Source organism: Embleya australiensis (genome assembly GCF_051903075.1).
Taxonomy (GTDB): domain Bacteria; phylum Actinomycetota; class Actinomycetes; order Streptomycetales; family Streptomycetaceae; genus Embleya.
In genome coordinates, this window is the sequence record NZ_CP182422.1 from 2,595,036 (window position 1) to 2,609,775 (window position 14,740).

14 protein-coding genes are annotated in these 14,740 nt (G+C 73.2%); 6 read left to right on the forward strand and 8 right to left on the reverse strand.

Annotated features, from left to right (window positions below; genetic code table 11):
* Positions 1 to 89: 89 nt before the first annotated feature.
* Complete coding sequence (locus ACMXN5_RS10885) at positions 90 to 1,247, forward strand: DUF5925 domain-containing protein (protein ID WP_395790000.1); 1,158 nt, start codon at positions 90 to 92, stop codon at positions 1,245 to 1,247.
* Between the two features lie 106 nt (positions 1,248 to 1,353).
* Here ACMXN5_RS10885 and ACMXN5_RS10890 read toward each other — a convergent pair whose 3' ends face one another.
* On the reverse strand, positions 1,354 to 2,145 hold the full coding sequence (locus ACMXN5_RS10890; protein WP_380002867.1) for an exodeoxyribonuclease III: 792 nt from the start codon (positions 2,143 to 2,145) through the stop codon (positions 1,354 to 1,356).
* Positions 2,146 to 2,278: 133 nt separating this feature from the next.
* Here ACMXN5_RS10890 and ACMXN5_RS10895 point away from each other — a divergent pair, with 133 nt between their 5' ends.
* Complete coding sequence (locus ACMXN5_RS10895; RefSeq protein WP_395789607.1) at positions 2,279 to 2,629, forward strand: nucleotide pyrophosphohydrolase; 351 nt, start codon at positions 2,279 to 2,281, stop codon at positions 2,627 to 2,629.
* Between the two features lie 212 nt (positions 2,630 to 2,841).
* Here the strand turns inward: ACMXN5_RS10895 and ACMXN5_RS10900 are convergent, their stop codons facing one another.
* Positions 2,842 to 3,822, reverse strand: coding sequence for an ATP-binding cassette domain-containing protein (locus tag ACMXN5_RS10900; RefSeq protein WP_439675059.1), 981 nt, complete (start codon positions 3,820 to 3,822; stop codon positions 2,842 to 2,844).
* Positions 3,823 to 4,780: 958 nt separating this feature from the next.
* Here ACMXN5_RS10900 and ACMXN5_RS10905 point away from each other — a divergent pair.
* Together ACMXN5_RS10905 and ACMXN5_RS10910 are read left to right on the forward strand one after the other, a co-directional pair.
* Entirely contained in the window at positions 4,781 to 5,383 is a 603-nt protein-coding gene (locus ACMXN5_RS10905) for a TetR/AcrR family transcriptional regulator (protein WP_380002864.1), read from the forward strand.
* A 70-nt stretch (positions 5,384 to 5,453) separates the two neighbouring features.
* Positions 5,454 to 6,590, forward strand: coding sequence for a serine hydrolase domain-containing protein (locus ACMXN5_RS10910; protein WP_439675061.1), 1,137 nt, complete (start codon positions 5,454 to 5,456; stop codon positions 6,588 to 6,590).
* Between the two features lie 13 nt (positions 6,591 to 6,603).
* On the opposite strand, the gene ACMXN5_RS10915 is transcribed toward ACMXN5_RS10910, so the two are convergent.
* The 3 genes from ACMXN5_RS10915 to ACMXN5_RS10925 form a co-directional block, all read right to left on the reverse strand.
* Positions 6,604 to 6,897, reverse strand: coding sequence for a hypothetical protein (locus ACMXN5_RS10915; RefSeq protein ID WP_439675062.1), 294 nt, complete (start codon positions 6,895 to 6,897; stop codon positions 6,604 to 6,606).
* A gap of 673 nt (positions 6,898 to 7,570) precedes the next feature.
* A complete protein-coding gene (locus ACMXN5_RS10920; RefSeq protein WP_439675064.1) occupies positions 7,571 to 8,743 on the reverse strand; it encodes a type ISP restriction/modification enzyme in 1,173 nt (390 codons plus the stop codon).
* A complete protein-coding gene (locus tag ACMXN5_RS10925; protein WP_439675066.1) occupies positions 8,725 to 10,188 on the reverse strand; it encodes a carboxylesterase/lipase family protein in 1,464 nt (487 codons plus the stop codon). Before ACMXN5_RS10925 ends, ACMXN5_RS10920 begins: the two co-directional genes overlap by 19 nt.
* Positions 10,189 to 10,421: 233 nt before the next feature.
* On the opposite strand from ACMXN5_RS10925, the gene ACMXN5_RS10930 reads away from it, so the two are divergent.
* Positions 10,422 to 11,696 carry a metallophosphoesterase gene (locus tag ACMXN5_RS10930; RefSeq protein WP_439675067.1) on the forward strand — a complete coding sequence of 425 codons (1,275 nt, stop codon included), beginning with the start codon at positions 10,422 to 10,424 and terminating at the stop codon, positions 11,694 to 11,696.
* Between the two features lie 12 nt (positions 11,697 to 11,708).
* On the opposite strand, the gene ACMXN5_RS10935 is transcribed toward ACMXN5_RS10930, so the two are convergent.
* Together ACMXN5_RS10935 and ACMXN5_RS10940 are read right to left on the reverse strand one after the other, a co-directional pair.
* Positions 11,709 to 12,308 (reverse strand): Uma2 family endonuclease, encoded by a 600-nt coding sequence (locus tag ACMXN5_RS10935; RefSeq protein WP_439675069.1) that lies wholly within the window; start codon positions 12,306 to 12,308, stop codon positions 11,709 to 11,711.
* Positions 12,309 to 12,411: 103 nt separating this feature from the next.
* A complete protein-coding gene (locus tag ACMXN5_RS10940; RefSeq protein ID WP_439675071.1) occupies positions 12,412 to 13,179 on the reverse strand; it encodes an SDR family NAD(P)-dependent oxidoreductase in 768 nt (255 codons plus the stop codon).
* Positions 13,180 to 13,275: 96 nt separating this feature from the next.
* Between ACMXN5_RS10940 and ACMXN5_RS10945 the strand changes: the two genes are divergently transcribed.
* Positions 13,276 to 13,884, forward strand: a complete 609-nt coding sequence (locus ACMXN5_RS10945; RefSeq protein ID WP_439675073.1) for an exonuclease domain-containing protein — start codon at positions 13,276 to 13,278, stop codon at positions 13,882 to 13,884.
* Between the two features lie 49 nt (positions 13,885 to 13,933).
* Here the strand turns inward: ACMXN5_RS10945 and ppgK are convergent, their stop codons facing one another.
* Complete coding sequence (ppgK, locus tag ACMXN5_RS10950; RefSeq protein WP_439677987.1) at positions 13,934 to 14,662, reverse strand: polyphosphate--glucose phosphotransferase; 729 nt, start codon at positions 14,660 to 14,662, stop codon at positions 13,934 to 13,936.
* Positions 14,663 to 14,740 lie beyond the last annotated feature (78 nt).

Sequence of the window (14,740 nt, forward strand, 5' to 3'; positions counted from 1 at the left end):
CCGAGCCCTCGTCCGGCCCGGAAACCGCACCGCTATGGGTAAACCCCTGTACGGACGGCCCGGGGCACCGGATCATCGAAATCATGTCGATGCCTCGCCAGACGCCCCGCCCATCGGATGGGGCGCCGAATTCAGCCGGTGACGACCCATCAACGCTGTTGCCCTTCGTGTTCGGACTCGACGACGCGGACACCCCGTACGACGCCGTGGACGGACTCGCCCTCGCCGCCTTCCTGACCGGCGCCCAGCCGTGGGCCAGGACCACCCGACTGGACCGGGTCAAGCCCGGCGCCCGACTCGTCCCGCGCGGCGCCAGAGTGGTCCGCGCCGTGGAGGAGGACGACCGTTCCTCCCAACTCGCCGTCGGTGACGGCTGGACCCTGCGGTCGGTGCGCTGGCGCAGCGGCGGCGGCGAGGTGACCGTGACCGCCGTCGACGAGAAGGTCGGCCGCGCGGTGTTGAAGAAGGCGGTCAAGGGCGCGGCGGCCGACCCGCCGCCCAAGGACGAGGCCGTGGCGATGGGCTTTTGGTACTTCTCCGCCCGGCGCGGCCCGTACCGCACCACCCGGGCGATCACCGCCGCGCCCTGGGAGGACATCCGCCGCAATTACACCGGGCCGACCGCCGGCGCGTTCGACCGGCTGATGAAGGTCACCCCCGACGACGTGTCGGGCCGGTTGATCCTGCTGCACGGACCGCCCGGCACCGGCAAGACCACGGCGCTGCGCGCGCTGGCCCGCGCGTGGCAGGACTGGTGTCGGATGGACTGCGTCCTGGACCCCGAGGCGCTGTTCGGCGACACCGGCTACCTGATGGACGTCGCGATCGGGCGCGGCGACGAGGACGAGGAGTCGCACGACAAGTCGAAGAAGCAGAAGTGGCGGCTGCTGGTCCTGGAGGACTGCGACGAGTTGATCCGCGGCGAGGCCAAACGCTCGGCGGGGCAGGCGCTGTCCCGGCTGCTCAACCTCACCGACGGCCTGCTCGGCCAGGGGCGCAACGTGATGGTCGCGATCACCACCAACGAGAGCCTGGGCCGGCTGCACCCGGCGGTGGTGCGCCCCGGTCGTTGTCTGGCCCAGATCGACGTCGGCCCGCTGGAGTTCGCCGAGGCGCGCGAGTGGCTGGGCACCGCCGACGGCATCGGTACACACGCGACGCTCGCCGAGTTGTACGCGCTGCGCAACGGGGCGGCGCCGGTGGAGATCGAACGGCCCCGACACGGGGGCGAAGGGTTGTATCTGTAGCGCGCCTGCGCCGCACACGGTCCCCGAACCGATAGGTCGGCTCGGGGATCCGTGCGGGGGATCCGTATGCGAGCGCCGACTCGCAGGCCCGCGCGGTAGCGACCGGCTACACGTCGAGGTCCACCACGACCGGTGCGTGGTCGCTGGTGCCCTTGCCCTTGCGGGCCTCGCGGTCGACGTAGGAGTCGGTGACCGCGGCGGCGAACGGCGCGTTGCCGTAGACGAGGTCGATCCGCATGCCCTTGTTCTTCGGGAAGCCCAGTTCGCGGTAGTCCCAGTAGGTGAACGGGACGTCGTACTTGAGCGCCCGGGGCATCACCTCGCGCAGCCCCACACCCTCCAGCGCGGTGACCGCGTCCCGCTCGGCCTGCGTGACGTGCGTCGAGTTCTCACCGAACAGCGAGATGTCCCAGACGTCCTTGTCCGTGGGCGCGACGTTGAAGTCGCCGAGCACGGCGAACGGCAGCGGGCCGGCCGCGTCGGCGGCGACCGCCGCACGCAGCGCGCCCAGCCATTCCAGCTTGTAGGCGTAGTGCGGGTTGTCCACCTCGCGGCCGTTGGGTACGTACACCGACCAGAGCCGCACGCCGCCGCACGTCGCGGAGATCGCCCGAGCCTCGTGCGGGCCGTCGACCTCGGGGAAACCGGGGCCGGGCGTCAGGCCGACGGTGACGTCGTCGAGGCCGACCTTGGACAGGATCGCGACGCCGTTCCAGCGCCCGCCCGCGTTGACGGCCGAGGTGTAGCCGGCCTCCTCCAGCTCCTTCAGCGGATACGCCTCGGGCGTGGACTTCAGCTCCTGCAGGCACACCGCGTCGGGTGCGGCCCGCTCCAGCCACTCGAGCAGCTTGGGCAGCCGGGCCCCGATCGAGTTGATGTTCCAGGTGGCGACCCTCATGTGAACCTTCCAGGGCGGACGACGGCGACCGGGGCCGCCCGGACGAGTCCGGGCCTGCCCTCCGTCATTGTCCCTCGCCGGGGTGACAGGGCCCGGCGGCTCACGGCGCGGCGGGTGCGGTAGGCATGGGGGTATGGACACCACTCCCCCGGCCGGCTCCGACATCGCCGAACTGACCGCCGCGATCGCCGCGTTCTCCGCCGAGCGGCACTGGCAGCCCTTCCACACCCCGAAGAACCTGGTGATGGCGCTCAGCGTGGAGGCCTCGGAGCTGGTGGAGATCTTCCAGTGGCTGACCCCCGAACAGGCCGACGACGTGATGTCGGATCCGGACCGGGGCGAACACGTCCGCGAGGAGATCGCCGACGTCCTGTCCTATCTGCTGAGCCTGGCGCACCGACTCGGCATCGACCCGGCCCAGGCCCTGCGCGACAAGATGGTGAAGAACGCGATCAAGTACCCGCCGGGCGCGCCGGGCCTTTAGTACCCGCCGGGCGGGTCCGGGTGGATCGAGCCCCGGGCGACCTGCGCGCGCGAGGCGGTGAAACCGCCGGCCCGGGGAGCGTTTCGGGCCGGCGGGGGATTGTGGTGGGCGGGTCACCGGGGTCGCCGGACGGGCCGGTGACCCCGGGTCGGGCGCCCCCGAACGCGCCCGCCGACCCCGCCCCGGGACCGGTGGACCGTCGACGCCGAGGCTCAGGCGTCGTACCCGGCCCCCGCCCCCAGGCAGGCGTCCATCGCGCGACGATTGCGTCGGATCTCGGCCGGCGTGCCCTCCGCAACCACGCGGCCGGTGTCCATGACGGTGACGCGATCGCACAGCGCCTCGACGAAGTCGATCCTTCGATCCACCACGATCAGGCCCACGCCGTCCGCCGCGACCCCACGCAGCAGTACCAGCAGCGCGTCCGTCTCGCGGGCGTTCAGCCCCGCGCTCGGCTCGTCCAGCATCAGCACCCGGGGCACCGCCGCGATGCCCCGGGCGATGTCGAGCAGCCGGCGTTCCCCGTACGTCAGCACGTCCGCGCCCCGGTGCGGCCGTCCCCCCGGCCCGGCCCGGTCCGTCCCGATGCCCCGTTCCAGGTCCACCCGCGCCAGCAGCGGGTGCAGCAACCACGCGGCGAGCAGACCCCGGTGTCGGGTGTCGGAGCGGGTGAGCACGAAGTTGTCCGCGCCGGACAGCGCGCGCACCGGTTGGGGGGTCTGGAACATCCGGACCAGACCGGCGCGGCGCGAGCGTTCGGGGCTGCCCAGCCGTACCGGCAGGCCCTCCACGAACAGCGCGCCGGTGGCCGGCACCACCCCGGTGAGCGCGTTCAGCAGCGTGGTCTTGCCGCTGCCCGCGGGGCCGACCACGCCGACCACCTCGCCGCGCTCGACCCACATGGACACCCCGTCCACGGCGGGCACCCCGGCGAACTCCACCCGCAGGTCCCGGGCCCGCAACACGGGCCGCCGGACCGGGTCGATGCCGATCGCCGGAATCGGTTCCGGTCCCGAGGCGAACAGCGGTACGGGATCCGGGATCTCGCCGTCGGCCGGCGAGCGCAGTGCCCGGACCCGGCCCCGGGCCGAACGCGCCCGCCGAGCACATCCCGGGTCCGAGCCGAGGCGCGTCGGTCTACGCGCCTCGGCATCGGACCCTCGCCACGGGCGGCGCGCGGGATCGAACGCCATACCTGACACGGCGTCACCCCCCACCCGCGCGCCACCCGTATCGGGAGCCGCACCCGGGCTCGGGTCGACGGTCGAACAGGGCTCCCCCGCCCCGTCCGGCCCCGACCCGGGGACGCCCGGGACGACTCCCGCGCCCCGGCCGGGGGACGCCGACTCCCCTCCTGACCCGGCGTCACCTCCCGGCCACGACACGTATTCGGTGCCGGTTTCATACCTACCGGCTCTCTGCACCCCGCCCGGGCGCGGCACGATCGCCGACAGCCGTGTGGGGTAAGGGATCACGCCCACTTGCCTCGGTAACCGGTGCTCATCGAACGGGAGTCGATTCACCCACGCGGCGACGCGGCCGGGTGCCGCACCCGCGGAATCGCCGAACTCGGCGACGGACACGGCCGTTCGACCGGACTCGCCGGCGCGGGACGGCGCGACTGAGGTGCCCATGGTCAGGACGCACCCGTGCGGGGTGCGCGAACGGGACGGGAGTCGCCGATCCAACCGGCCCACCCGGTGGCCACCAGCTCGGTGTGCGCGGGTACGCCGCCGTCCGCCGAGGACGATCCCCCGGCCGGACCCGGACGTGGTGCCACCGCTCGCGTCGAGTCTGTGACGCGGGCCGGTGGTGCGGCATGGGTTGCGATGTGTGCTCTGTGCGGTGCCGTCGTACGAGCCATGGGAGCCAACGCCTTTCGCGTCGTCTCCCCGCCCGGCCATCCCCCACGGACTCCCGGATGCGGCACAAGCTAGACCGCAACCCCCGTGCCCCGCAAGGCCCTTGACAGGGAATCGGGATCTGGCGTAGAAGGTTCAGCACAATCTAACAAATGTTAGATAGGTAGTTCGGATCTCCCTGAAGGCATCCCCCACTGAATCAACGGCAACCGCTCCACCTGCGGTTAGGCTGCACGGCACCTGGCAGTACGCGGCAGCAGTCAACCCGCCGGACCGAGAACGGGCGCTCATGGCACGCAGGAAGACGGAACCCGAAGCACTTCCGCGCCGGGAGGTGATCCTGTCCGAGGCCGCCGCACTGTTCGCCCGCAAGGGCGTCGTCGCGTCAACGGTTCGTGAGATAGCCGACGCGTCGGGCATTCTCGCGGGCAGCATCTACCACTGGTTCGGTTCGAAAGAGGACTTGATCGACGAGATCCTCACCGCCGCGATGCGCGACCTCGCGACGTGGTACGACGAGGCGTTCGCCGACGCGCGCACCTCGTCCGACCGGCTGCGCGGACTCGTGCACGCCGCGTTCCGGACCATCGAGCACCACCCCGACGCGGCCGTGATGTACGTCCGCGACTACGCCTACCTGGCCACGCTGCCGCGCTTCGCGCACCTGGCGGCGGACGGCATGCGGGTTCGCGATCTGTGGCTGAACACCCTTCAGGAAGGCATCGATTCCGGGGAGTTCCGCGCGGATCTGGACCCGGAGCTGGCCTACCGCTACCTCGCCTACCCGCTGTGGCTCACGGCCGGGTGGAAGTCGACGATCGACCGGACCCTGTCCGAACTGGAAACCCAATTCACGGCGCTGGTACTCGAAGGCGTCACCCCGAGGAACTGACGAAGCGTCCCGGTCACCGACCGCGCCGGCGCCGGTGAGGTGTCCCGAGCGTTCGCGAAAGGACCACACCATGCACGTCGACGGTTTCATCGCGCCCGGATTCGCGCCCGTACAGGCCGCGTTCGAGGAGAACTTCGCGATTCACGGCGAGGTCGGCGCGGCGCTCGCGGTACGACTGCGCGGCGCGCCCGTGGTGGACCTGTGGGGCGGACTGGCCGAACCGATCTCGGGCCGAAGCTGGGAGCACGACACCGTACAGGTGGTCTGGTCGGTCACCAAGGGCCTGGTCGCGACCTGTCTGGCGATCCTGATCGACCGGGACCGGCTCGACCCCGCGCTGCCGGTGTGTCGCTACTGGCCCGAGTTCGCGGCGGCCGGCAAGCAGACCGTGACGGTGGCCCAACTGCTGTCCCATCAGGCCGGGTTGCCCTTCCTCGACGAGCCGATCACGCTCGACCAGGTGGCCGTGCCCGACGCGCTGGCCGACGCGCTCGCCGCACAGCGTCCCGTCTGGGAGCCGGGGACGGCGCACGGCTATCACGCGGTGACCTGGGGCTTCTACGCGAGCGAGCTGATCCGGCGGGTGGACGGGCGCACGGTCGGCGCGTTCCTGGCCGAGGAGGTGGCCGGGCCGCTGGGCCTGGACGCGCATATCGGGTTGCCCGCCGGGGAGTTGCCCCGGCTCGCGCATCTGACCACGATCGCCCCGAGCGATCCCGCCCTGCTCGACCTCGGCTCCGAGTTGGGCCGCACGATGCTGGCGCTGCCCGAACTGGCCGCGCCCGGCGCGGATCACGACCCGAGCGTGCTCACCTGGGAGGTGCCCTCGGGCCTGGGCGTCACCAACGCGCGTGCGCTGGCCCGGGTGTACGCGATGCTCGGCGCGGGCGGCAAGCTCGACGGGGTGCGCCTGCTCTCCCCCGAAACGGTCGCCGGCGTGACCTCGACGGTGGTCGCGGGGCCGGACCGCATCCTCGGCGACCACACCGCGTTCAGCCTCGGCTTCATGAAGCCGGAGACCACGTTCTTCGGGGTCTCCGCCGACCCCGCCGCGTTCGGCCACCCGGGCAGCGGCGGCCCCCTGGCCTTCGCCGACCCGGCCACGGGTCTCGCCTTCGCGTATGTGACGAACGGTCAGTCCCCGCTGAACACGGACGTCCGGGCCCACGGCCTGATCGAGGCGGTCCGGGAGTGCCTGGGGCGGTAGGGCGCGGCGGGGGTCAGCCGGCCGGGCGGCGGGCTCCGGTCGAACGGGGCGGGCGGGGCGGACGGTTGCCACGGCGGCGGGAACCGGCGACGAGTGCGCCGCCGACCAGGAGCAGCGCCCCGGCGGCCAGGCCCAGCGGGAGCACCGCCCCTGATCCGGTGCCCGCCACGTGGTCGGTGATGGCCCGGCGGGCCAGTACGGCCGGGCCGTCGTGCACGGCCCGCTTGGCGGCGTCGCCGCGGTCCTTGTCGTCACCGTCTCGGGCGCCCGGGGTCTTGGCCCGACGCGGGGGCGCGACCTGGGGCACGGCGCCCCGACGCGACGCGGGGCGCCCGGGCGGGAGGTCGCCGATCGGGTCGACCTCGGGCCCCGCCGAAACCGGAGCGGGGGCCGACGGGGCCGCAGCCGATCCGGTACGCGCGCCGGGGGCGGGTTCGTGCCGCCGGCCCGGGCCGACGAGCCCCCGGCAGTCGAAGCGGGCCGGGTCGACACCGGGCGCACGCGCCCGGAGGTGATCCCGGCAGCAGACCGCGGCATCCCGCGTCGGATCCGAGGTGGTGGCGCCGACCGCTCGCGGCGTCTGGTTCGCACACGGATCCACGGCGGGCGCCCCGGCGTCCGGGGGGCGGACGCCGGGGCGCGGGGCGGCGCCGCCGGGAGGGCTCGGCAGCGGCGAAAGCGGGTGGCGCACGCCGGCGAGCGGCAGACGTACGGCCCCGGCCCAAGCGCCGCCGGACCCGGATCCCGGCCCGACTCGCGGCGTCGCGACGGCGCTCGGAACGACGACCGAGCCGAGCACGACCGCGCCGACGACAACCGCCGCCCGCCTCACCCGACCGCTTCCGCCTCTGTCCACCAGGCCACGCTAAGTCACCGAATGGTTACTCTGTCGCCACCGCGCATACCATTCGCTCGTTCGGCCCAACGTCATCGACCGGCCCGATCACCCGCGATCGAGTCCCTCTTCTTCCGGCCCGCGCTCAGAGCAGCACGGCCTGGCCGCCCGGGCCCTCCTCGGTGATGTCGAGGACCGTCGGCGGGCGGCGACTGGACGGGGGCGGGGGCAGGACCGGCGTCGGGTCGAGTGCGGGGGCCTCGGCGGTGCGCGCGTGCAGCTTGGCGCGGGGTTCGGCCAGATCGGCGAGCAGGCCCAGGACGTGGAGCAGGTCGATCAGTTCGCTGGTCAGGTCGGTGGACCAGGTGCGTTCGCGGATCCGTTCCAGGCCCTCGCCCGGGGGTTCGACGCGGGCCGCGATCCACGGTTCGAGGACGCCCGACTCCCACGCCTCGCGCGCCACCGGACCGATCCGGCCGGAGCCGAGCAGGAGCGATCGGGACTCGTCGTCGTAGTGCGCGTCCGCCGGCCGCGCCGGCACCGGCTCACGGACGAACGGGCGGCGCCCGCCCGGCAGTCGGGGCTTGCCGTCGCCGGGGCGGCCGAACCGCGCGCCGAACGTGTGCAGCCCGACCAGCCGGCGGCCGAGGTCGACGCCCGTCGCCCAGACGTCCGGGTCGGCGGTGAGCGGCACCCGTTCGGGGTCCACCGTCACCGCGACGATCCAGGCGAACAGGTCCTCCGCGTCGACCGGGACGCCGAGCCGGTCCGCGAGCAGGTCGACCAGGCCGGGCGCCAGGTTCGGATCCAGGCCCGCCGGGTCCCGGTACAGCGGCGCGACCCGCCCGCCGCGCCCACCGTGGTGCGTCCCGTCCGGGATCAGCGCGCTGCACAACAGGGGCCGGGGATCCCCCGCCTGACGGATCGACAGGTATACCTGCCGGTCTCCGCGCACCCGCCACAACTCGGGCCGGGCGGCGTCCAGCACCCGGTGGTCCGCGAGCAGCCACTGCCGATCGAACGGGTGCCGTGCGATCCGCACCAGCCGGGGCGTCGGCCCCACCTCGCGCGCGAGCGGACCGGACGGGGCGTCACATCCGGGCAGCGGCGCGGGAAACGACATCGCCGTCCGGGAACGGGAGGGCCGCAGCAGGGCGTCGCGATCCTCCGCCGCGGCCAGCCGGGCCCACCGCCGACGCAGCGTCTCCCGCTCGGGTGCGTACACCCAGCTCCGCCCGGTGGCGATCCCGGCCGTGCCCCACGGCATCAGGTCGGTCAGCGCGACCGGCCCGCCCCGGCTCACATCGCGTGGTCCCACACCCGCCGCTCCTCCCGGTCCGGGTCGCCGACCACCGTCGCCGGCACGTCGAGCAGCATCGTGCGCCGCTCGGTCGGGTCGTACAAGGGCCAGTCGGGCAGCCCGTCGGCGACGGGCGGGCCGCCCGCGACGAACGCCGCCCACGCCTGCCGGATCCGGGCGGACAACGCCCGCGCCTCGGCCGGCACGCCGCCGGTCAGCCAGCGGCCGAGCGGGGTGTCCAGGGTGCCGAACACGAACGGGATGTCGATCGCGTGCGGCGAACCCAGGCGCTGCGGATGCGCCTTGGGCGCCCAGCGGAAGCGGTACATGTACGCCTGCCCGCCGGCCGCGTGCTGCGCCTCGGCGAGCCGCACCGTCGGTATCCCGTACGACTCGGCGGTGAGCAGCCGGATCCGCCGCGAGCGTCCGTTCAGTTCGGGGTACAGCTCCGCGTATCCGCGCACCAGCTCGGCCAGTCGGTCCGGTCGGCGCAGGTTGGCCAGGTCGGCGGCCACGGGTTCGCGCCCGCCCGACCGCTCGGTCACGACGAACATCTCCTCCTCGTCCTGATTCGACCCGAGCAGGAGCGGTACGTCGCCCCGAATCGTGTGCAGCGGCACCGCCGGCAGCGGCCCGTCGGGATCGACCACCGGCCGGAACACGAACCTCGCGGTACCGCGGCCGATCGCCTCGGCCTGGGCGGCGAGCAGGTCGGGCACGGGCACGTCGACCAGTTCCGCGGCCCGGTCCGGTGCCAGACCGAGCGCGGCCAGCACGTGTCCGGTCGCCTCTTCGGCCTCGGGCATCGTGCGCACGGTCTGCGCCCCGCCGCTCTGCACGATCGCGCGGTGGAAGAGGCCGCGGGCGGCGGGCAGCGCGAGCAGGTTCGCGGTGACCTTGCCGCCCGCCGAGACCCCGCCGAGGGTGACCCGGCCGGGGTCGCCGTCGAACACGGCGATGTGCTCGCGCACCCAGTGCAGCGCCCGCACCACGTCCAGGAGGGAGTTGGCCGAGGAGTCGGCGTAGGAGTCGCCGAGCAGGTGCCGCAGGTGCAGCAGCCCGAGGACGCCGAGCCGGTAGGCGACGGTGACCACGACCACGCCGTGCCGGGCCAGTTCGGAGCCGTCGTAGACCGCCTCGAACGACGCGCCGCTCGTGTAGCCGCCGCCGTGCACCCAGACCAGCACCGGGTGCGGGCCGGGCTCGGCGGGGGCGAAGACGTTCAGGTACAGGCAGTCCTCGTCGATCTGCACCGGCGCGGCGCCGTACTGCCCGATCGGCTGCGGCGCGGCCCGGGCGAACTCGCGGGCGTCGCGCGCCCCGTGCCAGGCGGGCGCGGGGCGGGCCGGGCGGAACCGCGCGGGGCCCACGGGCGGCGCGGCGAAGGGTACGCCTCGGAAGACCCGAACCCCGTCCGACTCCGCACCGATCAGCTCACCCAGCGACGTCCGTACACGCACCATGGCATCGAGCATATGGGGCCGGTCGGCGGCCCGGCCGGGGCATCGTCGCGGTGGGAGGTACCGCACAGGGCCCGGCGGGGGCGCCGTCGCGGTGTGTACTGCCGGGGGATGCGCCGGCGATCGGCCGGTATCGCCCCCGGGAGCAGGCTCGGATACTCCGCGTGCCGGATGCCGGGGCCGAGGCGGGCGTGACACGCTTCCCGTGAAACATTCCTCCGTCCGGGAGCCCCGCCTTGACCGTTGTCCTGGGGATCGTCGTGGCCGTCGTCGTGCTCGCGCTGCTGGTCGGCGTGCACCTTTACGTGTGGCGGCGGCTGGTGCGCGACACCACGCGGCCGGGGGTGGTGCGGCGGGTCGGCGCGGGGGTGGTGGTCGCCCTCGGGGTGTCGATGGTGGGCGCGCTGGTGGTGCCGAAGGTGTTCGGCCCGCGCGGCACGGAGTGGATCGCGTGGCCGGGCTTCGTGTGGATGGCCCTGCTGCTGTATGTGGTGCTCGCGCTCGGGGCGTTGGAGTTGCCGCGCCTGTTCGCGTTGCGGGCGCTGCGCCGGCGCGGGGGCGAGGTGTCGCCCACGGCCGCGCCGGTGCCGGTGGCCGTGGGGGCGGAGGCGGCAGAGGCGACGGAGACGATCGAGCCCGATCCGGAGCCGGCGGCCGGCCCCTCCGGCACGCCGCTCGGCCCGGATCGGCGGCTTGTGCTGACCCGCTCGGTCGCGCTGCTTGCGGCCGGCACCTCGCTGGGCACCGTCGGCTACGGGATGAGCCAGGCCCTGGGCGCGCCGCGCACGGTGCGGGTGCGGATACCGGTGGCCCGGCTCGACCCACGTCTGGCGGGTTTTCGGATCGCGGTGGTGGGCGACATCCACCTCGGCCCGCTGCTCGGCCACGCGCACACCACGCGGGTCGTGGAGACGATCAACCGCACCAACCCGGACCTGGTCGCCATCGTCGGCGACCTCGCCGACGGCACGGCGGCCCAACTCGGCGGCGACGCGGCCCCGCTGCGCAGGCTGTCCGCCCGCCACGGCGCGTTCTTCGTCACCGGCAACCACGACTACATGTCCGGCGCGACCGACTGGATCGCCGAATTGGCCGAGTTCAACGTCCGCACCCTGGCCAACGACCGCCTCGAAATCACCCGGGGCGGCGCCGCCTTCGACCTGGCGGGCGTCAACGACGTCACCGGCAAGTCGCACCACGACGGCCCCGACTTCGCCAAGGCCCTCGGCAACCGCGACCCGTCCCGCCCGGTCGTGCTCCTGGCCCACCAACCGGTCCAGGTGAAGGACGCCTCCCGCTACGACGTCGACGTACAACTCTCCGGCCACACCCACGGCGGCCAGATGTTCCCGGTCCAACTCCTGGTAAAACTCGACCAGCCGGCGGTAGCCGGCCTCCACAGGGTCGACGACACCATGCTCTACATCACCAGAGGCGCCGGCTTCTGGGGCCCCCCGGTCCGAGTAGGCGCACCCCCGGAGGTCACCATCGTCGAACTCCACCCGAAGTAACGCCCCACTCCGTCACCGCATCCGCAGCAGCGCGCCGGGGTCGAGGGTGATCGGAGTGAACGCGGGCAACGTGGCGACGGCACCCGGCGCGGCGGAACCGGAGGCCACATGCGCGTCGCCGTCGAGGGTGTGGGTCTCGATGGTGAGGGTCTTCGGGTCCACGATCCAGTAGGACGCGATCGCCCACTCGGCGTAGCGGGCGGGTTTGTCGATGCGGTCGGCGCCCTCGTGGCCGGGTGACAGGATCTCCGCCGCCAGGAGCACGTCTTCGGGGGCGAAGGCGACGGCGTCCGATTCCAGTGCGCCGATCGCCGCCGTCGACGTGACCACCGCGATGTCCGGGCGCAGGACGTCTCGGTGTCCACGACGCACGTTTACGCTCTTGAACGTCACGGCGCCGACGCCGGAGTCGTCCACCGCCCGGCGCAGGATGTCGGCCAACACGCCGGACACGTGTTGGTGGCGCAAGGTCGGCAGCGGTGACATCAGCGGGATGCCGTCCAGGAGTTCGACCCTGAACAGCGAGGTCTCCTGGGCGGCGAGCACATCACCGGCGGTCCATTCGCGATCGAAGCCGACCTGCATGCGGGTGCTCCAAAGGATGTCGGCCACGTCCGGACTTGCCGCGATTGTGCCGGCGTTGCGGGCGTCACCGCAGGCGTTGTGCGGTTGCGGGCCGGCTCCGGGGCGGGCCGGGCCGCAACCGCTCGGGAGGTCAGACCGTCTCCGTCATGCCGCCGTCCACCGTCAAGTGTGTGCCCGTGACGAAGGAGGCGTCGTCGCTGAGGAGGAAGCGGACCGCGGAGGCGATTTCCTCCGGGCGGCCGAGCCTGCGCAGCGGGGAGCTGTTCTCCATGCGTTCCCGGGTACCCGGGCGGGCGAAGGAGGCGGCCAGCATCGGGGTTTCGATGTAGCCGGGGCAGACCACGTTGCTGCGGATGCCGTGTTCGGCGAGCTTCGCGGCGATCGAGCGGTTGAGCCCGAGCATGCCCGACTTCGACGCGCAGTAGGACGGGTTGAGCGCGTTGCCGACGATCGCGTTCAGCGAGGCGATGCCCACGATCGCGGATCCGGCGTGTTCGCGCAGGTGCGGGGTCAGCGCCTGGACCAGGAGTGCGAACGAGCGCAGGTTGACGTCCAGGACCCGGTCCCAGTTCTCCGCCGTGACCTCGGTGATCGGGGTCGAGTCGACGACGCCCGCCGCGTGCACGAAGCCGCCGATCGTGCCCAGCGCCTCGACCGAGGCATGGATCGTGGCCGGATACGCCTCGGTCTCGGTCACGTCCAGGGCCAGCCCGAGCGCCGGCACCCCGTGTTCGGCGGCGATCTCCTTCGCGGCCTCCTCCACCGGGCCCGCCGCGATGTCCCACAGCGCGACCGGCCGACCCGTCGCGGCCAGCGCCCGTGCGGTCGCCCGCCCGATCCCGGAGGCGCCGCCGGTGATCACGACGCCGGTGCCGGGTGATGTCTTGTGCGTACCCATTTCGTACTCCTCCGTGGACGGGTGGACCAAGCATCTGACGTACCGTCAGAACAAAACCAGTGGTAGCACGCCGGCCACGATGCTCTACTCACCGGCATGGCGAAACGACTCATGGACCTGCTCCTGGTCATCGACGTCGAGGCGACCTGCTGGAACGGCCCGATCCCCGACGGCCAACGCTCGGAGATCATCGAGATCGGCATCGCCACACTCGACGTCGCCACCGGCGAGCGCATCGACCGACACGGCTTCCTGGTCCGCCCCGCCCACTCCACGGTAAGCGCGTTCTGTACCGAACTGACCACGCTCACCCAGGCCGACGTCGACACCGGCCACACCTTCGCCGATGCCTGCGCGCTGCTGCGCACGGAGCTCAAGGCGCACCAGCGGGTGTGGGCGAGCTGGGGCGAATACGACCGGCAGGCGTTCGAGCGGCAGTGCGCGGCCGAGGGTGTGCCCTACCCGTTCGGCACCCGCCACCTCAACGCCAAGACGCTGTACTCGCTCGCCCACGGCCTGGACCGCGAACTCGGCATGGCCGGCGCCCTGGCCCACGCCGGCCTCCCCCTCGACGGCACCCACCACCGGGGCGTCGACGACGCGTGGAACATCGCCGCCCTCCTCGGCGGCGTCCTGCGCGCATCCCGTCGCAACGGCCCGAGCCGGCCGCCCACCCCGCGCGCCGCCGACGACCCACCCGCCTGAGCACGCCAAGCGCCGCGCCACACCCCGCGCCCCGCGCCCCGCAGACCCCTCAGTCGCCCGTCACCAGCATCGCCGCGCCCACGATCCCCGCGTCGTTGTGCAGCTTCGCCGGCACCAGATCGGCCCGGATCTTGATGAACGGCAGGAACTTCTCCGGCTTCTTGCTGATCCCGCCCCCGATGATGATCAGCGACGGCGAGAACAACATCTCCACGTGCCGCAGGTAGTCCTGCACCCGCACGGCCCACTTCTCCCAGGACAGGTCGTGCGTCTCGCGCGCCACCGCCGAGGCCCGCCGCTCGGCCTCGTGCCCGTCCAGTTCCAGGTGACCCAGTTCGGTGTTCGGCACCAGCCGGCCGTCCACGAACAGCGCGCTGCCGATGCCCGTACCGAACGTCAACATCAGCACCGTGCCGCGCTGCCCGGCGCCCGCGCCGAAGCGCATCTCGGCCACACCCGCCGCGTCCGCGTCGTTGACCATCGTCACCGGCCGGCCGAGCGTCGCGGTGAACAGCGCGTCGGCGTCCAGGTCGATCCAGGACTTGTCCACATTCGCGGCGGTGCGCACGATGCCGTCGCGGACCACGCCGGGGAAGGTGATCCCCACCGGCCCCTCGGTGTCCGCGAACTCCGCGAGCACGTCGCGGACCACGCCGATCACCGCCTGCGGTTCGGACGGTTCGGGAGTGAGCAGCCGGACCCGCTCCCGGGTCAGCCGCCCGGCGTCGGTGTCCACCGGCGCGCCCTTGATCCCGGTCCCGCCGATGTCGATGCCCATGACCGGCACGTACGGCTCCTTAGCCCTCGAATTCGCCCTCGACCCCACCCGCGCACCACCCGGCCGGCGCCCGGCGGG

Coding starts and splice junctions, on each gene's coding strand:
- ACMXN5_RS10895 (WP_395789607.1), top strand. CDS start 2,279: ATGGACACCACTCCCCCGGCCGGCTCCGACATCGCCGAACTGACCGCC.
- ppgK (WP_439677987.1), bottom strand. CDS start 14,662: ATGGGCATCGACATCGGCGGGACCGGGATCAAGGGCGCGCCGGTGGAC.
- ACMXN5_RS10945 (WP_439675073.1), top strand. CDS start 13,276: ATGGCGAAACGACTCATGGACCTGCTCCTGGTCATCGACGTCGAGGCG.
- ACMXN5_RS10925 (WP_439675066.1), bottom strand. CDS start 10,188: ATGGTGCGTGTACGGACGTCGCTGGGTGAGCTGATCGGTGCGGAGTCG.
- ACMXN5_RS10900 (WP_439675059.1), bottom strand. CDS start 3,822: ATGGCGTTCGATCCCGCGCGCCGCCCGTGGCGAGGGTCCGATGCCGAG.
- ACMXN5_RS10890 (WP_380002867.1), bottom strand. CDS start 2,145: ATGAGGGTCGCCACCTGGAACATCAACTCGATCGGGGCCCGGCTGCCC.
- ACMXN5_RS10885 (WP_395790000.1), top strand. CDS start 90: ATGCCTCGCCAGACGCCCCGCCCATCGGATGGGGCGCCGAATTCAGCC.
- ACMXN5_RS10905 (WP_380002864.1), top strand. CDS start 4,781: ATGGCACGCAGGAAGACGGAACCCGAAGCACTTCCGCGCCGGGAGGTG.
- ACMXN5_RS10940 (WP_439675071.1), bottom strand. CDS start 13,179: ATGGGTACGCACAAGACATCACCCGGCACCGGCGTCGTGATCACCGGC.
- ACMXN5_RS10910 (WP_439675061.1), top strand. CDS start 5,454: ATGCACGTCGACGGTTTCATCGCGCCCGGATTCGCGCCCGTACAGGCC.